Source organism: Streptomyces sp. NPDC059142 (assembly GCF_042755665.1).
Taxonomy (GTDB): Bacteria; Actinomycetota; Actinomycetes; order Streptomycetales; family Streptomycetaceae; genus Streptomyces.
This window is the reverse complement of the sequence record NZ_JBHZDA010000006.1, coordinates 66,536-82,498: the sequence shown is the minus strand read 5'-3', so window position 1 is coordinate 82,498 and position 15,963 is coordinate 66,536. Positions and strand designations below refer to the sequence as shown.

The window sequence follows — 15,963 nt, the reverse complement described above, 5'->3', positions numbered from 1 at the left end:
GCGGGGGGCGGCCGGGGGGCCCGCGGGGGGCGCGGCGCGGGCCGTGGGGGGGGGGGGGCGGCCGGCGGGGGGGGCGGGGGGGCCCCCCGCCCCGAAGCCGTCCTACGCGGCGCCCGGCAGCGAGAAGACGGCGGCCAGTTCACGCCACTCGGCGCGCGGCAGCCCCGTGGCCCCTTCGGGCCTCAGCACCTGGAGCGCGACATGGTCCGCCCCGGCCGCCCGGTACGCGTCCACGCGGGCGCGCACCGTCTCCGCGTCGCCCAGCGCGAACAGGGCGTCCAGCAGCCGGGCGCTGCCGCCGTCGACGAAGTCGTCCTCGGTGAAGCCGAGACGGAGCAGATTGCCGCTGTAGTTGGGCAGCCCGAGGTAGAACGAGAGCACGGCGCGCGCGGTGGTCCTCGCCCGGTCGAGATCGGTGTCCAGGACCACCCCGACCTCGGGCGCCAGCAGCGCGCCGGGACCGAGCGCCGCCCTGGCCCGAGCGGTGTGCTCCGGCGAGACCAGATAGGGGTGTGCGCCCGCCGAGCGCCCACTCGCCAGCGCCAGCATCTTCGGCCCCAGCGCGGCGAGCACCCGGTTCCCCGCGGGCACCGGCTCGGGGGCGGCGTCCAGGGCGTCGAGATATCCGACCATCGTGGAGTACGGGCGCGCGTACTTCGGGGCCAGCGCGTCATGGCTCACCCCCAGCCCCAGGACGAACCGCCCCGGCGCGGCCCGCTCGACCGCGGCGACCTGCTCGGCGACCGCGGACGCCTCGTGCTGCCAGATGCTGAGGATCCCCGTCGCCACGGTGATCCGGCGGGTCGCCCCGACGACGGTCGCGGCCTCCTCCACCGAGGGGTTGCCGCCGACCCAGATCGTCCCGTACCCCAGTTCGTCCAGTTCGGCCACGGCCTCCGCGACACCCCCGGCGTCACCGGGGGCGGGCTGGTGCAGGGAACCGCTCCAGATGCCGATCGGGCCGAAGCGGGCGGTGCGGTCGGAGGTGCCGGAGGTGCCGGAGGTGTCAGAGGTCATACGTCCGGCAACGGGGGCCCCGGCGCGCCTATTCCGGCCCCCGGAGAAGTTGACCCGTTCGGCCCTTCTCCTCCCGACCGTCCCGCTCGCCCGTCCGTCTTCCCTAGCGGGCCGGGGCCAGCGCGGGCAGCGACGAGGTGGGGGAGTGCGCGGGGTGGCCCTGCTGCCGCGCCAGACCGGTGGGGCCGGCGGGGAGGCAGGCCTGGAGCGCGGCCACCAGCCGCTGGACGTCCTCCTGCGGCCGGACCACCAGCCGCAGGAACTGGCTGGTGCTGCCGAGCTTGTTGCCGCATTCGCGGATGAAGACGCCGTACTGGGTGAGCATCCGGTCCCGCAGCGCCGCGCCGTCCACCCCGTCGGGCAACTTGACCAGCAGGAAGTTCCCCTGGGACAGGAAGACCACCAGATCCGGGACGGCGGCGAGGGTCTGCGCCATGCTGGCCCGGTCGCGGGAGAGCAGCGCCAGGGACTGGTGGTACTCCACCCCGTACTCCTTGAGCATGAAGACGACGCTCTCGGCGAAGGAGTTGAGGTTCCACTTGGGCAGTGCCTTGCGCACCTTCGCCGCGAGCGCCGGGTTGGCCACCAGATAGCCGAATCTGATGCCGTGCAGCCCGAAGTTCTTGCCGAGGCTCTTCAGCACGATCACGTTCGAGCGGATGGACGCCTCGTCGGCGACGGAGGGGGCGCGCTCCGCGTCGACGAAGTCGATGAACGACTCGTCCACCACGACCAGGTCCAGATCCGACAACTCGTCGAGCAGCCAGACCACTTGGTGGCGCTTCAGATAGCCGCCGTCGGGGTTGTTGGGGTTGCAGATGACCGCGACCCGTGAGCCGCGCTGGCGGATGAACCGTACGTACTCCTGGAGGTCCAGGGTGAAGTCCTGTTCCTCCTGGAGCGGGAACATGTCGACCCGCTTGCCGGTCTCCAGCGGCTGGTCCGTCCAGCGGCCGAAGGTGGGGATCGGGATGGCCAGGCTCTCGCGGACCAGCAGATGGTCGATCCACGTGATCAGCTCGGTGGAGCCGTTGCCCATGGCGACCGTCTGGGGGTTGAGACCGAGCACCGAGCACAGTTCGGCGGTGACGGTGTCCGCGTCGCTCGGGTAGTACTTGAGGATCGACTCCAGGGACCCCTGCATACGGCCGAACATCTCGGGCGTGGGGAAGTAGGGGTTGCACGGGATGCAGAAGTCGACGCGCTGCTCGTGCGCGGTGCCGGCCCTGCGGTAGGGCTCCTGTCCCGCGGGGGCCGACCCTTCCGCCGGGCCGTTGTCCGGCGACAGGCGGCTCAGCATCGCCCAGGACGGACTGTGCGCGGTGGCACGCAGGAGGCCCGTTTCGAGGGGCTGGGTCATGAAGGAGGTCTCCTTAACGTCGGTGGGTGCGGGGGAGGCGCGCGGTGATCAGCGGGCGCGTCGCCTGAGCATCACGAACATGCCGATACCGACGACCGCCATCACCCCGCCCACGGCCACCGGCAGGTAGTCGGAGGCCGTACGGGCGGACACGGGCACGGTCCGGGGAGCGGCGGCCTCGGGTACGGCCGGGTCGGCGGAGGGGGCGGGGGAGACGGTGACGGTCTCCGTGGGCGGTACGACGACCGCCTCGGGCGACGACGGCGCGGCCGGGATGCCGGGGACCGGGTCCGTGACGGCGGTGGGGGACGCCGGCGCGGTCGGGACCGCGGGCTGCCCGGGGGCGTTCTGTCCCACGGAACCCTCGGCCCCTTCGGAACCCGCGGACCCCCCGGAACCCGACGAGCCGCCGGACCCCTCGGGGAAGACGACGTCGGAGCACGAGTAGTACGTGTCCGGGGTACTGGTGTTGCGCCACACCGTGTAGAGCACGTGCCGGCCGGTGCGGTTCGCCGGAAGCGTGCCGGAGAGACGGTACGCGCCGTCCACGACCGGCGGGTCCGTGACCGTCAGGAAGGGCTTCGCGGCCAGATCGTCCCAGCGCAGCGCAGCGGTCGGGTCGTACCCCTCCCGGGTGAGGTAGAACTCGAACGTGCCGGTGTGCGGGATCGTCGTCCGGTACGTGACGGTGAGGTCCGCGCCGGGGCTCAGCCGGGTGGCCGGCCAGTCGGCCCTGGCGATGTCGAGACCCCGGTACGCGTCGAGACCGCCGCTGCACAGCCGCCCGTCCGGCACGAACTGCCGGTCCCTGCCGTTCACATCGGCGATACGGAGGTTGTCCCACGCCTCGAACGTCCGGCCGCCGTTGGCGCCGAGGGCCGCCCGGCAGGCGGCGGTCGAGGTCGCGGCGCCGCCCTCGGGGCCGCAGGCGGCGGTACGGCTCAGCGGATCGGTCGGCGCGCCGTGCGCGGACGCGGGCCCCGCCGTCAGCACCGTCGAGACCGCGAGCAGCAGGGGTAAGGCACCGGCGAGAACCGGGCCGGCGGTGCGATGGCGGAACATACCTGACAGACCTCCTCGGCGGGCCCCGACAGCGTCGGCCCCAGCAGCGTGCTGTGTATTACGGCCGGGGCCCGCCCGTTGTTCAGCGGAAGAACAACGATCTTCAGGAGGGTGGTATGTCCGATGTGCCTGCCGGATCGGGTCCGTCAGATGGGCGCCCCGGGCGGGATCCGGGCCGGCGGTCCGAGCCGCACTGTGTCGTCGCCCGTCAGGAACGCGCTCAGCGTCGCGGACGCCTCGCGCTCCCCCGTGCCGGCCGCCTCGTACAGCTCCTCGGCGAGCTGCCGCAGCGCGGCGGTGAGCCGGGTCCGTACCGCGCCGTGCAGCAGGTCGCTCCGTACCGCCCCGACGGCGGCGCGCAGCACCACCCACCCCGCGGTCTCCCGCACCGCCGCGGCCGGGCCGTCGCCCGCCGGAGGGCCGCCCCGCCACACCGTGTCCAGCAGGGCGTCCAGGACCTCCCCGGGGCCGGGGACGGCCGGATCCGCCGCGTGCTGCCAGCCCAGCCGGTTGAGCCGGGCGGGGTCCAGCAGCTCCTGCGTGACCAGCGCCGCCGTCGCCTCCACGGCGCTGAACGGGTCGAAGACCCGCCCGGCCCGGGTGTCGAAGTACTCGGGGCTCCGCCCGTAGCGGATTGCGGGCGGGGTGAGCGCGTCCAGCATCTGCCGGGGCGGGGTGAGGTGTTCGGGGCGCAGCAGCTCCGACAGCTCGGCCAGCGCGCGCCGTTGGACCTCGCCCGCCACCGGCCGGGCGCCGTCACCGCTCTCGCCCGCCAGTCCGTACGCGTAGCGCGTACCGCCGATCAGCCGGGCCACGGCGGAGAGTTGCGAGCGGTGGTAGAGCTGGAGGAGGACTGCGCGCTCCTCCAGCTCGCCGGTCTGCCGGCCGGGCGGCAGCACCGCGCGCGAGAACCCGGCGAGCGCGACCCGCCGGACGGCCAGCGCCTCCTCCAGCGCGGCGAAGGGGTCGGCGACGGGGGAGACCCAGAGCACCGCGTCGGCGTGGGCGGCGTCCGGGGCGTGCGCGTCCTCGTCGGTGACGTACGCCAGCCCCTGTTCGGCCGCGGCGCGCCGCAGCGCGGCGAGCGCGCCCTCCTCACCCTTACCGTCCGCCCCGTCGGGGAAGCGGCCGTAGGCATGGGCGACCAGGAAGTGGTCCCACGGGCCGAGCCCTTCGCCGTACGCCTCCGAGGAGTCCAGCCGCCCGTCCGGGGTGACGGTGACCCGTGGATGCGGATAGTCCATCACCGAGGGGCGGGGATGGTGCGTACTGGCGAAGTTGTGCATGAAGCCCAGCGCGTGACCGATCTCGTGGGCCGCGAGCTGCCGCATCCGGCCGAGCACCAGCCGCTCGACGGCGGCCAGCCGTTCCGGCTCGTCCGGCTGCCCGTACGGGGCGTGCAGCGCCTCGGCGAGCGCGGTGATCTGCTCCACGCGCTGCGAACCGAGCCGGACCCGGCCGCAGATGATCTCGCCGGTACGGGGATCGGTGAGCGCCTGGCCGTGCGACCAGCCACGGCCGTCCCGGTGCACCCAGCGCACCGAGTTGACGTCGAGATCGTTGTCGTCGGTCCCCTCGGGCGCCACCTCGACGCGGTACGCGTCGGTGAACCCGGCCAACTCGAAGGCTTCCCGCCACCAGTTGCCGCCCTCCACGACGGCGCTGCGCACGGGCTCGGGGATCGCCGGGTCGACGGAGAAGACGATGGGGCGGCGCACCGGGCCCGACGGCGCGTCCGGGTCGAGGGGCTCCAGCCGGAAGCGCGGCTGGAACTTCACCCGGCGGCCGGCCGCCGTCGCGGCGCCGTGGTCGTCGTGGCCGATGCCGTACCCGCCGGAGCCCGGGTGGTAGCGCCGTACCGGCAGCGGCGGATCGGGCAGCGGGACGAGATGGAGCTGCTGGACGACGGTGAGCGAGCCCGGCACGGGCACCACGTCCCGTACCGCCGCGCCCGGCGCGGAGCCGCGGAAGGTCAGCAGCGCGGGCAGCCGCAGACCGCGCGCGCCGGTGCGCGCCTCGTCCGTCAGCGGGAACGAGGCCGCCGGGTCGACGGCGTACGGGCCCTGCTCCAGCGCCGCCAACTGCTCGGCCACGCCGTGGAGATCGGTGAGCACCAGCCCGGTCGCGTCCACGACCGCGGCGCCGTCCTGCTCGCGCAGCTCCGGGCCGCTCCACAGCACCGAGGTCGCGAAGGACTCCTCGCCCGCGCGGACGGCGGCGGCGTCACCGGTGGCGAGATGGTGCTTGTTGCGCTGGACGAGCACGACCCGCCCGGCGATCCGCCGGAAGGCGGCGACCCGTACCTTTCCCGCCCTGCCCCGGTCCAGGGCGAGCCGGCTGGAGCCCACGCCGTGCGACAGCGAGGCCATCAGCAGGAAGGGTGTGTCGAACCGCCGGACGGCGAGGAGCGGGCGGTGCCCCTCGGTGTCGGGGCACAGTTCGAGGATGGGGTGGTGGTCCGGGGCCGCGCCCGGGGTCCGTGCGGGCGACTGGTGGTTCACGCCGTGCTCGCTTCTCGCTGGGGGATCCGCTCCGTACGGCCGGATCCGGGACGACGGGATCCGGCACAGGGGAAGATGCTACGTGCCCGGTCCGCGCGGCCCTTCGGCGCGCTCAGCCGCCGGCCGGTTCCGCGGGGATCTCGTACGCGAGGCGGAAGCGTTCGCCGGGGACGACCAGATCCGCGGTCTCCAGCGGGCGCTGCCCGGCGAAGTAGGTGCGCTCGATGGCGGCGACGGGCGCTCCGGGCGTCAGATCGAGGGCGTCCGCCTCGGCGCGGGTGGCGGTCCGCGCGGTGACGGTCTCGGTGGAGCGGGTGATCTGGAGACCGATGTACGACATCCGCGCCACCACGCTGCTGCCCGCCAGCGGACCGGCGCCGGGCAGCGAGACGGGGGTGCCGCCGGTGATGCCGAGCGGTTCCCAGCTCACGCAGAGCATGGCCGGTCTGCCGTCCCGGGTGAGCAGGTACTCGCTGCGGATCACCGGCTCGGCGGCGGGCACCCCGAGGCGCCGGGCGATCTCCTCGGGGGCCTCGCCGGTGGTGGAGCGCGGGGTGCCGCGCACCGTACGGCCGTCGTCGGCGGCGGTTCCGCCACCGGGGCCTGTGGGGCCGCCGGGGCTGTCAGGGCCTGTGGGGCCGCCGGTGTCGAGTACGGCGCGCTCGGGGGCGCGGTGCGGGGCCGCGAGGCCGCCCGGGGCCGTACCACCGCCCAAGGCCGTACCACCGCCCGGGGCCGTACCACCGCCCGAGGCCGTACCGCCGCCCGGGGAGTCCGCGCCGGACGTCTCGTCGCCGCCCGCCGTGACCGCGAGCCTGCCCTGGAGCCGCTCCTGGGTCCACGAGCGGGCCATCGTCCCGGAGGAAGGCCGTTCCCGCACGAACACACCGCGCCCCGCGCGCCCCTTGACCAGGCCCTCCGTGGTCAGCAGCCGGACCGCCGCCGTGGCGACGTTCGAGCCGACGCCGTAGTGGAGCGCGAGAGCGGCGCGCGAGGGGAGCGGATCGCCCGGCGCGAACTCGCCCTCGTCGATCCGGCGCCGCAGATCCTCCGCCACCGTCCGGTACGCGGCGATCGCCATCCTTGTCTCACCTTCTGGACCGCGTCTCAACATGCGAGAAGTTTTTCCCGGGCCCGGCCTGCCGGAGTCCGCCCGAAACGGATCTTCCGGATGGTTCACCGATGGCCTGATGCATCAGGTGCGGCCGAAAATCCACTTCCCACGGCAGTCTGCCACGCCCCGCGCGGAACCTGATGCATCAGGAGGGCGCCCGCACGCGGCCACGCACCGGCGTGCGAGGGGTCTGAGCAGCGCTGTTCGAAAAAGGACAGGGCTTTGCGCGGTGCCCCTGGCCGGGGCTAACTTTCACTTCCTGTCCGAGGGAAGGCGTCTTACCGGGCGTCTTGACAGGCGGACAGAACGGTGGACAGACGTACGGGCTCCCCGGACGACAGATGATCCACCCGCACGACAGGTGAGGAGGACGGACCATGAGCGAGGAGACCGGGCGGCACGCCGGAACCGGCACCGCGCCCCGCGCCGCGATCGGCGAGCACACCGCCGCCACCCGCCGCGTCCTGCTCCTGCCGCCGCTCCCCGGAGCCCTCGGCCACGGACTGCGGATCACCGCCGCCGCCCGCGCCGCCGAACTCGCCGGACAGCCCGGACTCGCCGCCGCCTACCGCGACCTGGCCCCCGCCGGGGACGACCGGGACACCGCGCGGACCGCCGCCGTCCTCGCCTTCACCGACCGGGTCACCCTCGCCCCCGACCGGGCCGGAGCCGGCCTGCTGACCGCGCTGAGCGCCCAGGGGTTCGACGCGCCCGCCGTCGTCGCCCTCGCCCAGATCTGCGCCTTCGTCTCGTACGAGGCACGCGTCGCCGCCGGACTCGCGCTGCTGGCCGGCGGCCCCGCCGCGGGGACCGGCGGCCGGCCCGCCACCGAGCCCGACGCACCGGTCGCGCAGGCGCCGGACGCGGCCGGGTCCGCCGCGCCCTTCACGCTCGACCAGCTCACCTGGCTGCCGCGGATACCCGCCGTCGACGCGGACGCGCTCACCGCGGAGCAGCGCGCCGTCGTCGACGCGCACGCCACGCTCTCCACGGCCTCGCCGTACTACCGCACCCTGCTCCACGACCCGGCCGCGCTCGACCACCGGACCCATGTCTACAACGCGGTCATGTACGGCCGGGGCGGGCTGCCCCGCGCCGAGCGCGAGCTCGCGACCTTGGTGGTCTCCCGGGTCAACGGGTGCGTGTACTGCGCCTCCGTCCACGGCAGGAAGTACGCCCAGCTCTCCCGCGACGAGGCGAAGGCCCTGCGGGTCCTGCGCGACGGCGCCGACGCCTTCACCCCCCTCACCACCCCGGAGACCGCCGGGACGGACACGGGAACAGGCACGGGCACGGACACGGAAACGGACGCGGGCACGGGAACGGGCGCGGGCGCCGTCGCCGATCCGCGCGGCTCCGCCGTCGCCCGCTTCGCCGAGGCGCAGACCCGTACACCCCCGCAGGCCGGCGCCCGCCACCTGGCCGCGCTGCGCGCCGCCGGGCTCGACGACGCCGAACTGACCGACCTGGTCCACGCCGTCGCCCTCTTCGGCTGGGCCAACCGGCTGATGCTCGTCCTCGGCGACGCGCACCACCCCGGCACCCCGTTCCCGGACACCGGATCCCCGCGCACCGACGCACGGGAGTCCTGTAGTGGGACGTCGGTCCCCGCGCCACGGACGGGCGACGCGTAACCGCCGTCCCCGAGGCCCGGTCCGACGTCGCCCCACGGCGCCCGTCGCCCCTCCCCGTACTCCCCGTATCTTCCGATCCGTCCGACCGGAGACCGCCATGCCCTCCCGCCGTACCCTCCGCACCACCCTCACCGCCGCCGCCGCGCTGACCACCACCGCCCTGCTGGCCACGGCCTGCACCTCCAACGCCGCCAACCCCTCCGGGTCCGCGGCGGACGGCGGGGACGCCGGGGGCAAGCAGACCGTCACCTTCATGGGGTTCTACGGCACCTTCCAGGACTCCTTCACCAAGACCGTGATCAAGCCCTTCGAGAAGGCCAACCCCGGCATCACGGTCAAGTACGTCCCCATCCAGAACTCCTCCGAGGTACTGGCCAAGCTCCGCGCGAGCAGCGGACGGCCCGTCGCCGACGTCGCCCTCATGGACAGCTCCGTGGCCCCGACGGCCAACAAGGAGAAGCTCTTCGCGCCGATCGACGCGTCGAAGGTCACCAACGTCGACCGTCTCGTCGACACCGCGAAGAGCCCGGACGGCTACGGCCCGGCCGTCACCTTCGACAGCCTCTCGATCCTCTACAACTCGAAGAACGTCAAGAAGGCGCCGGAGAGCTGGAACGACCTCTGGGACGCGCGGTACAAGGGCAAGCTGGCCATGCCCATCGCGGACACCCGCGGCGTCGCCCTGATCATCGCCCTGGAGAAGATCCTCGGCGGCGACTACAAGAAGGACATCGAACCGGCGATCGACAAGCTGAAGACGCTCTCGCCCGCCGTCCAGACCTGGCAGCCCTCGCCGGACGTCTACACCGCGATCCAGTCCGGTGACGCGGACGTCGCCGTCGGCTGGAACGCCCGCGGCCAGTACTACAAGGACGCCTCCAAGGGCGTCGTCCAGCCCGTCCTCCCCAAGGAGGGCACCGTCACGCAGGTCAACACGATCAACCTGGTGAACAACTCCCGGCACACCGCCGCCGCGGAGAAGTTCATCAACTACGCCATCGGCGCCGAGGCCCAGAAGGCGTTCGACGACGAGGCGTTCTACGCGCCCGTCAACAAGGACGTCGAACTGGCCCCGGCGGCCAAGGAGCGCACCACCGCCTCCGCCGCACAGCAGAAGAACCAGATCCCCGTCGACTGGCGCTGGCTCACCACGCGCTACACCGGCTGGGTCGACCGCATCAAGCAGGAGGTCATCGGTGGCTGACGCGCCGCGGGCGGCCACCGGGCACCTGGTGCTCGACGGGCTCGCCAAGATCTACCCGGGCAAGGACGGCGCCGCCGTACGGGGCATCGACCTCGCCGTGGAACGCGGACAGATGCTCGCCGTCCTCGGCCCTTCCGGCTGCGGCAAGTCCACCACGCTGCGCATGATCGCGGGGCTGGTCCCGCCCACCGCCGGGCGGGTACGGGTCGACGGCCGCGACATCACCGACGCGCCCGTGCACCACCGCGACATGGGCGTGGTCTTCCAGTCGTACGCGCTCTTCCCGCACCTGGACGTCGCCCGCAACATCGCCTTCGGCCTGGAGATGCGCAAGACGCCCAAGGCGAAGGTACGGCGCCGGGTCGACGACGCGCTCGCGCTGGTACGGCTGGGCCATCTCGCCGGGCGGCGGATCGCCCAGCTCTCCGGCGGCCAGCAGCAGCGCGTGGCCCTGGCCCGCGCGCTGGTCGTCGAGCCGGCCGTGCTGCTCCTCGACGAGCCCCTGTCGAACCTGGACGCGCAACTGCGCTCCGCGATGCGCGACGAGATCTGCCGGATCCAGCGCGAGACCGGTGTCACCACCGTCTTCGTCACGCACGACCAGCAGGAGGCCCTCTCCATGGCCGACCGCGTCGCCGTCATGAACCAGGGCCGGATCGAACAGACCGGCACCCCGGAGGACATCTACGAACGCCCGGAGCGCGCCTTCGTCGCCCGCTTCGTCGGCCGCGCCAACCTGCTCGACGGCACGGCGCTGGACCGCGCGGGCGACCGCACCCCGGTCGAGCTGCCCGGCCTCGGCACCGTCCCCGCGGCGGGCGACGCCGTGGCGTCCGGCCGCACCGCCACCGTGATGCTGCGCCCGCACCGGATCGCCCTCACCCCCGCGGCCCCGGGCAGCGGCGGCGGGGCGCGCGGCACGGTGCTCTCCGCCGGATACGCGGGCGAGACCGTCGCCTACCGGGTGCGCGTCGGCGACGACGGGCCCGTCCTGGACGTCGAACGGCCCACCGGCACGCAGGAGCCCTTCGGCCCCGGCGCCGGGGTGGAGCTGTCCTGGGACCCGGCGGCGCCCCGGCTGGTGGCCGAGGACCGGACCGGCCAGGACACCACCGACCGCCCGGAGGGCCCGTCATGACGGCGGACCCTGGCCCCGTACCCATGAAGGACCCCACGCGGGACCGCGCGAAGGACCCCGCGGAGGCATCGGACACCGAGGCGCCGGACCGGGTGGCCCCGGGGGCTCCCGCCCCGTCGTCCCCGCGTCGCGGCTCCACCGCCCGGCTCGCTCTCGCGCTGCTGCTGCCCGGCCTGCTGGCGCTGCTGCTGACGTACGCGCTGCCGCTGGTCTGGGTGGTGCGCATGTCGTTCAACGAGTCGATGGACGGCGGTCTCATCCGGCAGACCTTCTCCCTCACCACCTTCGGCGAGGTGCTGTCCAGCCCGCACTACTGGAACGTCATCGGGCAGACCATCGAACTCGGCGCCCTCGTCACCGTGTTCACCCTTCTCGTCTCCTACCCGGTGGCGCTCTTCCTCGCCCGTACCACCAGCCGCTGGCGCAGCCTGCTCGTCGCGCTCGCCGTCGCGCCGCTGCTGATCTCCTCCGTGGCGCGCACCTTCGGCTGGATGGCGATCCTCGGCAGCCAGGGCGTCGTCAACAAGACGCTCACCGGCATCGGAGTGATCGACAGCCCGCTCCACCTCGCCAACAACCTCACCGGTGTGGTCATCGCCTCGACGGAGATCTACATGCCGTTCGCCATCCTCGCGATGATCAGCGGCTTCGGCCGGCTCGACCCCGCGCTGGAACACGCCGCCGCGTCCCTGGGCGCGCCGCGCCGTACGGTCTTCCGCCGGGTCGTCCTGCCGCTCACCCTGCCCGGTGTGCTCACCGCCGCGCTGCTGGTCTTCGTCCTCAGCCTCAGCGGTTACGTCACGCCCCGGCTCATCGGCGGCGGCCGGGTCTTCGTCCTGGCCACCGAGATCTACGACGAGGCCGTCACCAGTCTCGACTGGCCGGTCGCGGCCGTCCTGTCGATGCTGCTGCTCGCCCTGTTCGGCGTGGTCATCGCCGTCTACCTGTGGGCCCAGCGTGCCCTCGAAGCCCGCTTCACCGGACCCGGGGAGGCCCGCTCATGACCGCGCGCCGTCCGTCCCGTGCCGTGTGGGCCGTCGTCCTGACGCTCCTCTACCTCTTCCTCCTCGCGCCCATCCTCATCGTGCTCGTGGAGTCCTTCGACACCTCCACCTATCTGCGCTTCCCGCCCGAGGGCTTCAGCCTCGACGCCTACCGGCAGGTCTTCGCCAACGACGCCTTCCGCGAGGGCTTCAAGGTCAGCGGGGTCACCGCCGCGGTCACCGCGCTGCTCGCCGTCGTCACCGGCGTACCGGCGGCCCTCGCGCTGACCCGGCTGCGCTTCCGGGGCCGCGCCGCCCTGGAGGCGGTCTTCCTCTCGCCGCTGCTCGTGCCGCACATCGTGCTCGGGCTCGCGCTGCTGCTGATCCTGGCGCCGATCCCGCTCACCGACACCTACTGGGGGCTGATCCTCGCCCACCTCGGGGTGACCATCCCCTATGTCGTACGGACGGTCGCCGCCTCCCTGGTCTCGGCGGACCCGCGCGCCGAGGAGGCCGCGCGGACCCTCGGCGCCAACGGACTCGTCACCTTCTGGCGGATCACCCTGCCGACCATCAGGTCCGGTCTCTTCTCCGGCGCGATCATCGCGTTCCTGCTCTCCTTCGACGAGACCGTCATCTCCCTCTTCGTCTCCGGGCAGAACACCGTGCCCCTGCCGGTGGCCGTACTCCAGTACGTCGAGTACCGCAGCGACCCGTCCGTCGCCTCCCTCTCCGTCCTGCTCGTCCTGCTCTCCGTCGTCGTGGTCGTCCTGGTGGAACGCGGACTCGGACTGCGCCGCACCCTGCGATCCGGCTGAGCCGCCCCCCCTCGTACCGACCGAACTGCCCCACCCGTCGCAAGGAGAACACCGTGCCCGTCACCCCGGCGCAGCCCCTCGACCCCACCGCACTGCACCGCGACAGCGTCGTCTTCAACGCGCTCGACTGCACCCCGCTGCCCTGGGCCGACGAAACCTACCTCGGCAAGCTCGCCGTCTCCGGGGTCACGGCGATCAACCACGCGGTCTCCATCTCCCAGGGGTACGACGCCGCCGCGGCGGCCATCGTGGGCTGGCGGCACCGTCTCGCCGAGACCGGCGGCCGGGTCTTCCAGGCGTACGGTCTGGACGACGTCGCCCGCGCGCAGCGCGAGGGCAGCGTGGCCTGGTTCGCCGGGTTCGAGGACAGCAAGCCGGTGGGCGAGGACCTGTGGCGGCTCGAAACCCTCCACCAACTGGGCCTGCGCTTCATGGGGCTGACCTACCAGAACCGCAACTTCGCGGGCGACGGCAGCGGGGAGACCGCCAACGGCGGGCTGAGCCGCTTCGGCCGCTCCCTCGTCCGGGAGTGCAACCGGCTGGGCGTCGCCCTGGACCTGTCGCACACCGGAGAGCGCTCCACCCTGGAGACCATCGAGGTCTCGGAGAAGCCGGTCCTCGTCACCCACGCCGGGCTGACCCACTTCGTCGACAGCCCGCGCAACAAGAGCGATGTCGTCGCCCGTGAACTGGCCGCGCGCGGCGGTGTGTTCGGACTCGCCGCCAAGTCCGGATTCCTCACCCCCGACGGGCTGACCCGCCGCCCGGGCGCCGAGGTCTTCGCCGACAACATCGACTACCTGGTCGAGCTGATCGGCATCGACCACGTCATCGTCGGCACCGACGTCGGCGACGAGCGCAAGTACTCCCGCGAGGGCATGGCGCGGGTGCGCAGGCTCTACCCGGAGATCCCCATCGTCGGCGAGGACCTCGACCTCGACCGGATCCACCCCGAGGGCATGGGCACCCCCGCCGACCTGCCGCGCATCACCGAGCTGCTGGCCGGCCGCGGCTACACCGCCGAGGACATCACCAAGATCCTCGGCGGTAACATGCACCGTGTGCTGACCGACATCTGGGACACCGCGGCGTGAGCGCCCGCCCGCTCCGTATCGCCGTCGTCGGGGCCGGGCCGCGCGGCACCGCCGTACTGGAGCGCCTGACCGCCAACCTCGGCCCGGCGGGGCCCTGGGCGGACACCCCCGCCGAGGTGCACGTCGTGGACGAGCACCCGCCGGGCGCCGGGCGGATCTGGCACCCCGGACAGTCCGGGCACCTGCTCATGAACACCCTCTCCGGGCACGCCACAGCGTTCCCCGACGAGACCGTGACGATGGCGGGGCCCGCGACCACCGGGCCCTCCCTGGCCCAGTGGGCGGGCGAGTACGAACCGGGCACCGCGCCCTGGGAGTTCCCCTCCCGCGCGCTGATGGGCCGCTATCTCGCCTGGGCCCACGAGCGGATCGTCCGCGCCGCCGCGCCCTCCGTCCGGATCGTGACGCACCCGGTCCGCGCCGTCGCGCTGGACGAGGCCCCCGGAGGACGGCTGCTGCTCCGCCTCGGCGACGGCACGCGCCTGCTCGCCGACGCCGTCGTCCTGGCCACCGGCCACACCGACCAGCGCCCCTCGGACGAGACCCGGGCGCTGACCGCCACCGCCGAGCGGTACGGGCTGCGCCATCTGCCGCCGGGCCATCCGCACGAGGCACCGCTCGACCTGCTGGAACCGGGCGAACCGGTCCTGGTGCGGGGGCTGGCGCTCAACTTCTTCGACCAGCTCACCCTGGTCACCGCCGGGCGCGGCGGCCGGTTCGAGGGGACGGGGAGCGGCGGCGCGCCGCGCTACCTCCCCTCCGGCCGTGAACCGCGCCTGATCGCGGGCTCGGGCCGCGGCGTGCCGTACCTCGCGCGCGCCGAGACCCCGGGCCGGATGGAGCCGGGACACACCCCGGTCTTCTTCGACGACGCGGCGGTCGCCCGGCTGACCGCCCGCGCGCCCGGCACGGTCGGCTTCCGCGGCGAGGTGTGGCCGCTGATCGCCCAGGAGGCCGGCGCGGCCTGGTACCGCACACTGCTCCGCGTCCGGCCTTCGGCGGTGCGGATGGACGCGGAGACGTTCCTGGAGCGGTACGCGGCGGCCGGCCACGGCTCCGGCGCCCAGACGGAACTCCTCACCGAGGCGGTGCGCGACCCCGCCGACCGCTTCGACGCGCTCGACCTCGACACCCCCCTGGCCGGCCGGGAATTCCCGGACCGCCCGGCGTTCGGCGACTGGACGCGCGCGTGGCTGCGTACCGATCTGGCGGCGGCGCGCGCACCGGCGGACAGCCCGGTCAAGGCCGCCGCGGCGGCGGTCGCCGCGGTGAAGGGGCAGGTGCGGCGGGTGGTCGCCGCGGGCGTGCTCACCGGCGCCTCCCACCCCGAACTGGCGTGGTTCCGCTCGTACGGCGCCCATGTCGCCAGCGGCCCGCCCGCCCGCAGGATCGCCGAGCTGATCGCGCTGAGCGAGGCGGGCGTCGTCGAGTTCCTGGGCCCGCGCCCCACCGTCACCGTCGACGCCGGGGCGGGCCGCTTCACCGCGCTCTCCCCGGCCGTCGGCGGCCCGCCCGCCACCGCCCGCGCCCTGCTGGACGCCTGGCTGCCCGGCCAGGACCTGACCCGTACCGCCGACCCGCTGCTGGCCGGGCTCGTCACCTCGGGGCTGGCCAGGCCGCACCGGGCGGGCACGGGGGACGACTCCACCGCGACCGGCGCGCTCGACATCGTCCCCGCGGAGCTACGGGTGCGGGACGCCTCGGGACGGCCGCACCCGCATCTCTTCGCGTTCGGGATCCCCGTCGAGGGCGTGGAGTGGAACACGGCGATCGGCGCGCGGGCGCGCGGCAACGCGGCGATGTTCCGGCAGGCCGACATCATCGCCCGCTCCGCGCTCGGAGCGGCGGCCGGCCGGTCATGAGGGCGCCGGGTCCGGGGGGGGGGCCGGGGCCCGCCCGGGCCCCCCCCCGCGGGGGGGTGCCCTGCGGCGGCCGCGCGGGGGCGGGGGCGCCGGCCCCGCGGGGCCCCCACCCGGCCCCCGCGCGGGGCCGGGGCGAGCCGCAGGCCCGGCTCAACCCCAAGTACCTCTTCGACACC

Annotated in this window: 12 protein-coding genes; 7 read left to right on the top strand and 5 right to left on the bottom strand. The window is 74.1% G+C overall.

Annotated features, from left to right (window positions below):
- Window positions 1-102: 102 nt before the first annotated feature.
- The 5 genes from ACFXPK_RS04540 to ACFXPK_RS04520 form a co-directional block, all read right to left on the bottom strand.
- Window positions 103-1,017 (bottom strand): LLM class F420-dependent oxidoreductase, encoded by a 915-nt coding sequence (locus ACFXPK_RS04540; protein ID WP_384998318.1) that lies wholly within the window; start codon window positions 1,015-1,017, stop codon window positions 103-105.
- Between the two features lie 103 nt (window positions 1,018-1,120).
- On the bottom strand, window positions 1,121-2,377 hold the full coding sequence (locus ACFXPK_RS04535) for a pyridoxal phosphate-dependent aminotransferase (RefSeq protein WP_384998321.1): 1,257 nt from the start codon (window positions 2,375-2,377) through the stop codon (window positions 1,121-1,123).
- Between the two features lie 48 nt (window positions 2,378-2,425).
- Window positions 2,426-3,439 carry a lytic polysaccharide monooxygenase gene (locus ACFXPK_RS04530; protein WP_385071553.1) on the bottom strand — a complete coding sequence of 338 codons (1,014 nt, stop codon included), beginning with the start codon at window positions 3,437-3,439 and terminating at the stop codon, window positions 2,426-2,428.
- A gap of 146 nt (window positions 3,440-3,585) precedes the next feature.
- The gene (locus tag ACFXPK_RS04525; protein WP_385071550.1) at window positions 3,586-5,940 is read right to left on the bottom strand and encodes a zinc-dependent metalloprotease; all 2,355 of its coding nucleotides are present in this window, start codon (window positions 5,938-5,940) and stop codon (window positions 3,586-3,588) included.
- 112 nt (window positions 5,941-6,052) lie between these two features.
- Entirely contained in the window at window positions 6,053-7,021 is a 969-nt protein-coding gene (locus ACFXPK_RS04520) for a GntR family transcriptional regulator (RefSeq protein WP_385071547.1), read from the bottom strand.
- A gap of 410 nt (window positions 7,022-7,431) precedes the next feature.
- On the opposite strand from ACFXPK_RS04520, the gene ACFXPK_RS04515 reads away from it, so the two are divergent.
- The 7 genes from ACFXPK_RS04515 (at window position 7,432) to ACFXPK_RS04485 (ending at window position 15,787) form a co-directional block, all read left to right on the top strand.
- Window positions 7,432-8,688, top strand: coding sequence for a peroxidase-related enzyme (locus tag ACFXPK_RS04515; protein ID WP_385071544.1), 1,257 nt, complete (start codon window positions 7,432-7,434; stop codon window positions 8,686-8,688).
- A gap of 97 nt (window positions 8,689-8,785) precedes the next feature.
- Window positions 8,786-9,892: an ABC transporter substrate-binding protein gene (locus ACFXPK_RS04510; RefSeq protein ID WP_385071541.1), complete on the top strand. Its 1,107-nt coding sequence runs from the start codon at window positions 8,786-8,788 to the stop codon at window positions 9,890-9,892.
- Complete coding sequence (locus ACFXPK_RS04505; RefSeq protein ID WP_385071538.1) at window positions 9,885-11,030, top strand: ABC transporter ATP-binding protein; 1,146 nt, start codon at window positions 9,885-9,887, stop codon at window positions 11,028-11,030. The genes ACFXPK_RS04510 and ACFXPK_RS04505 overlap by 8 nt, the downstream gene beginning before the upstream one ends.
- On the top strand, window positions 11,027-12,034 hold the full coding sequence (locus tag ACFXPK_RS04500; RefSeq protein ID WP_385071535.1) for an ABC transporter permease: 1,008 nt from the start codon (window positions 11,027-11,029) through the stop codon (window positions 12,032-12,034). Before ACFXPK_RS04505 ends, ACFXPK_RS04500 begins: the two co-directional genes overlap by 4 nt.
- Window positions 12,031-12,831: an ABC transporter permease gene (locus ACFXPK_RS04495; protein WP_385007508.1), complete on the top strand. Its 801-nt coding sequence runs from the start codon at window positions 12,031-12,033 to the stop codon at window positions 12,829-12,831. The genes ACFXPK_RS04500 and ACFXPK_RS04495 overlap by 4 nt, the downstream gene beginning before the upstream one ends.
- Before the next feature lie 53 nt (window positions 12,832-12,884).
- On the top strand, window positions 12,885-13,925 hold the full coding sequence (locus tag ACFXPK_RS04490) for a dipeptidase (protein ID WP_385007510.1): 1,041 nt from the start codon (window positions 12,885-12,887) through the stop codon (window positions 13,923-13,925).
- Window positions 13,922-15,787: an FAD/NAD(P)-binding protein gene (locus ACFXPK_RS04485; protein ID WP_385071531.1), complete on the top strand. Its 1,866-nt coding sequence runs from the start codon at window positions 13,922-13,924 to the stop codon at window positions 15,785-15,787. Before ACFXPK_RS04490 ends, ACFXPK_RS04485 begins: the two co-directional genes overlap by 4 nt.
- The last annotated feature ends 176 nt before the right edge of the window (window positions 15,788-15,963 follow it).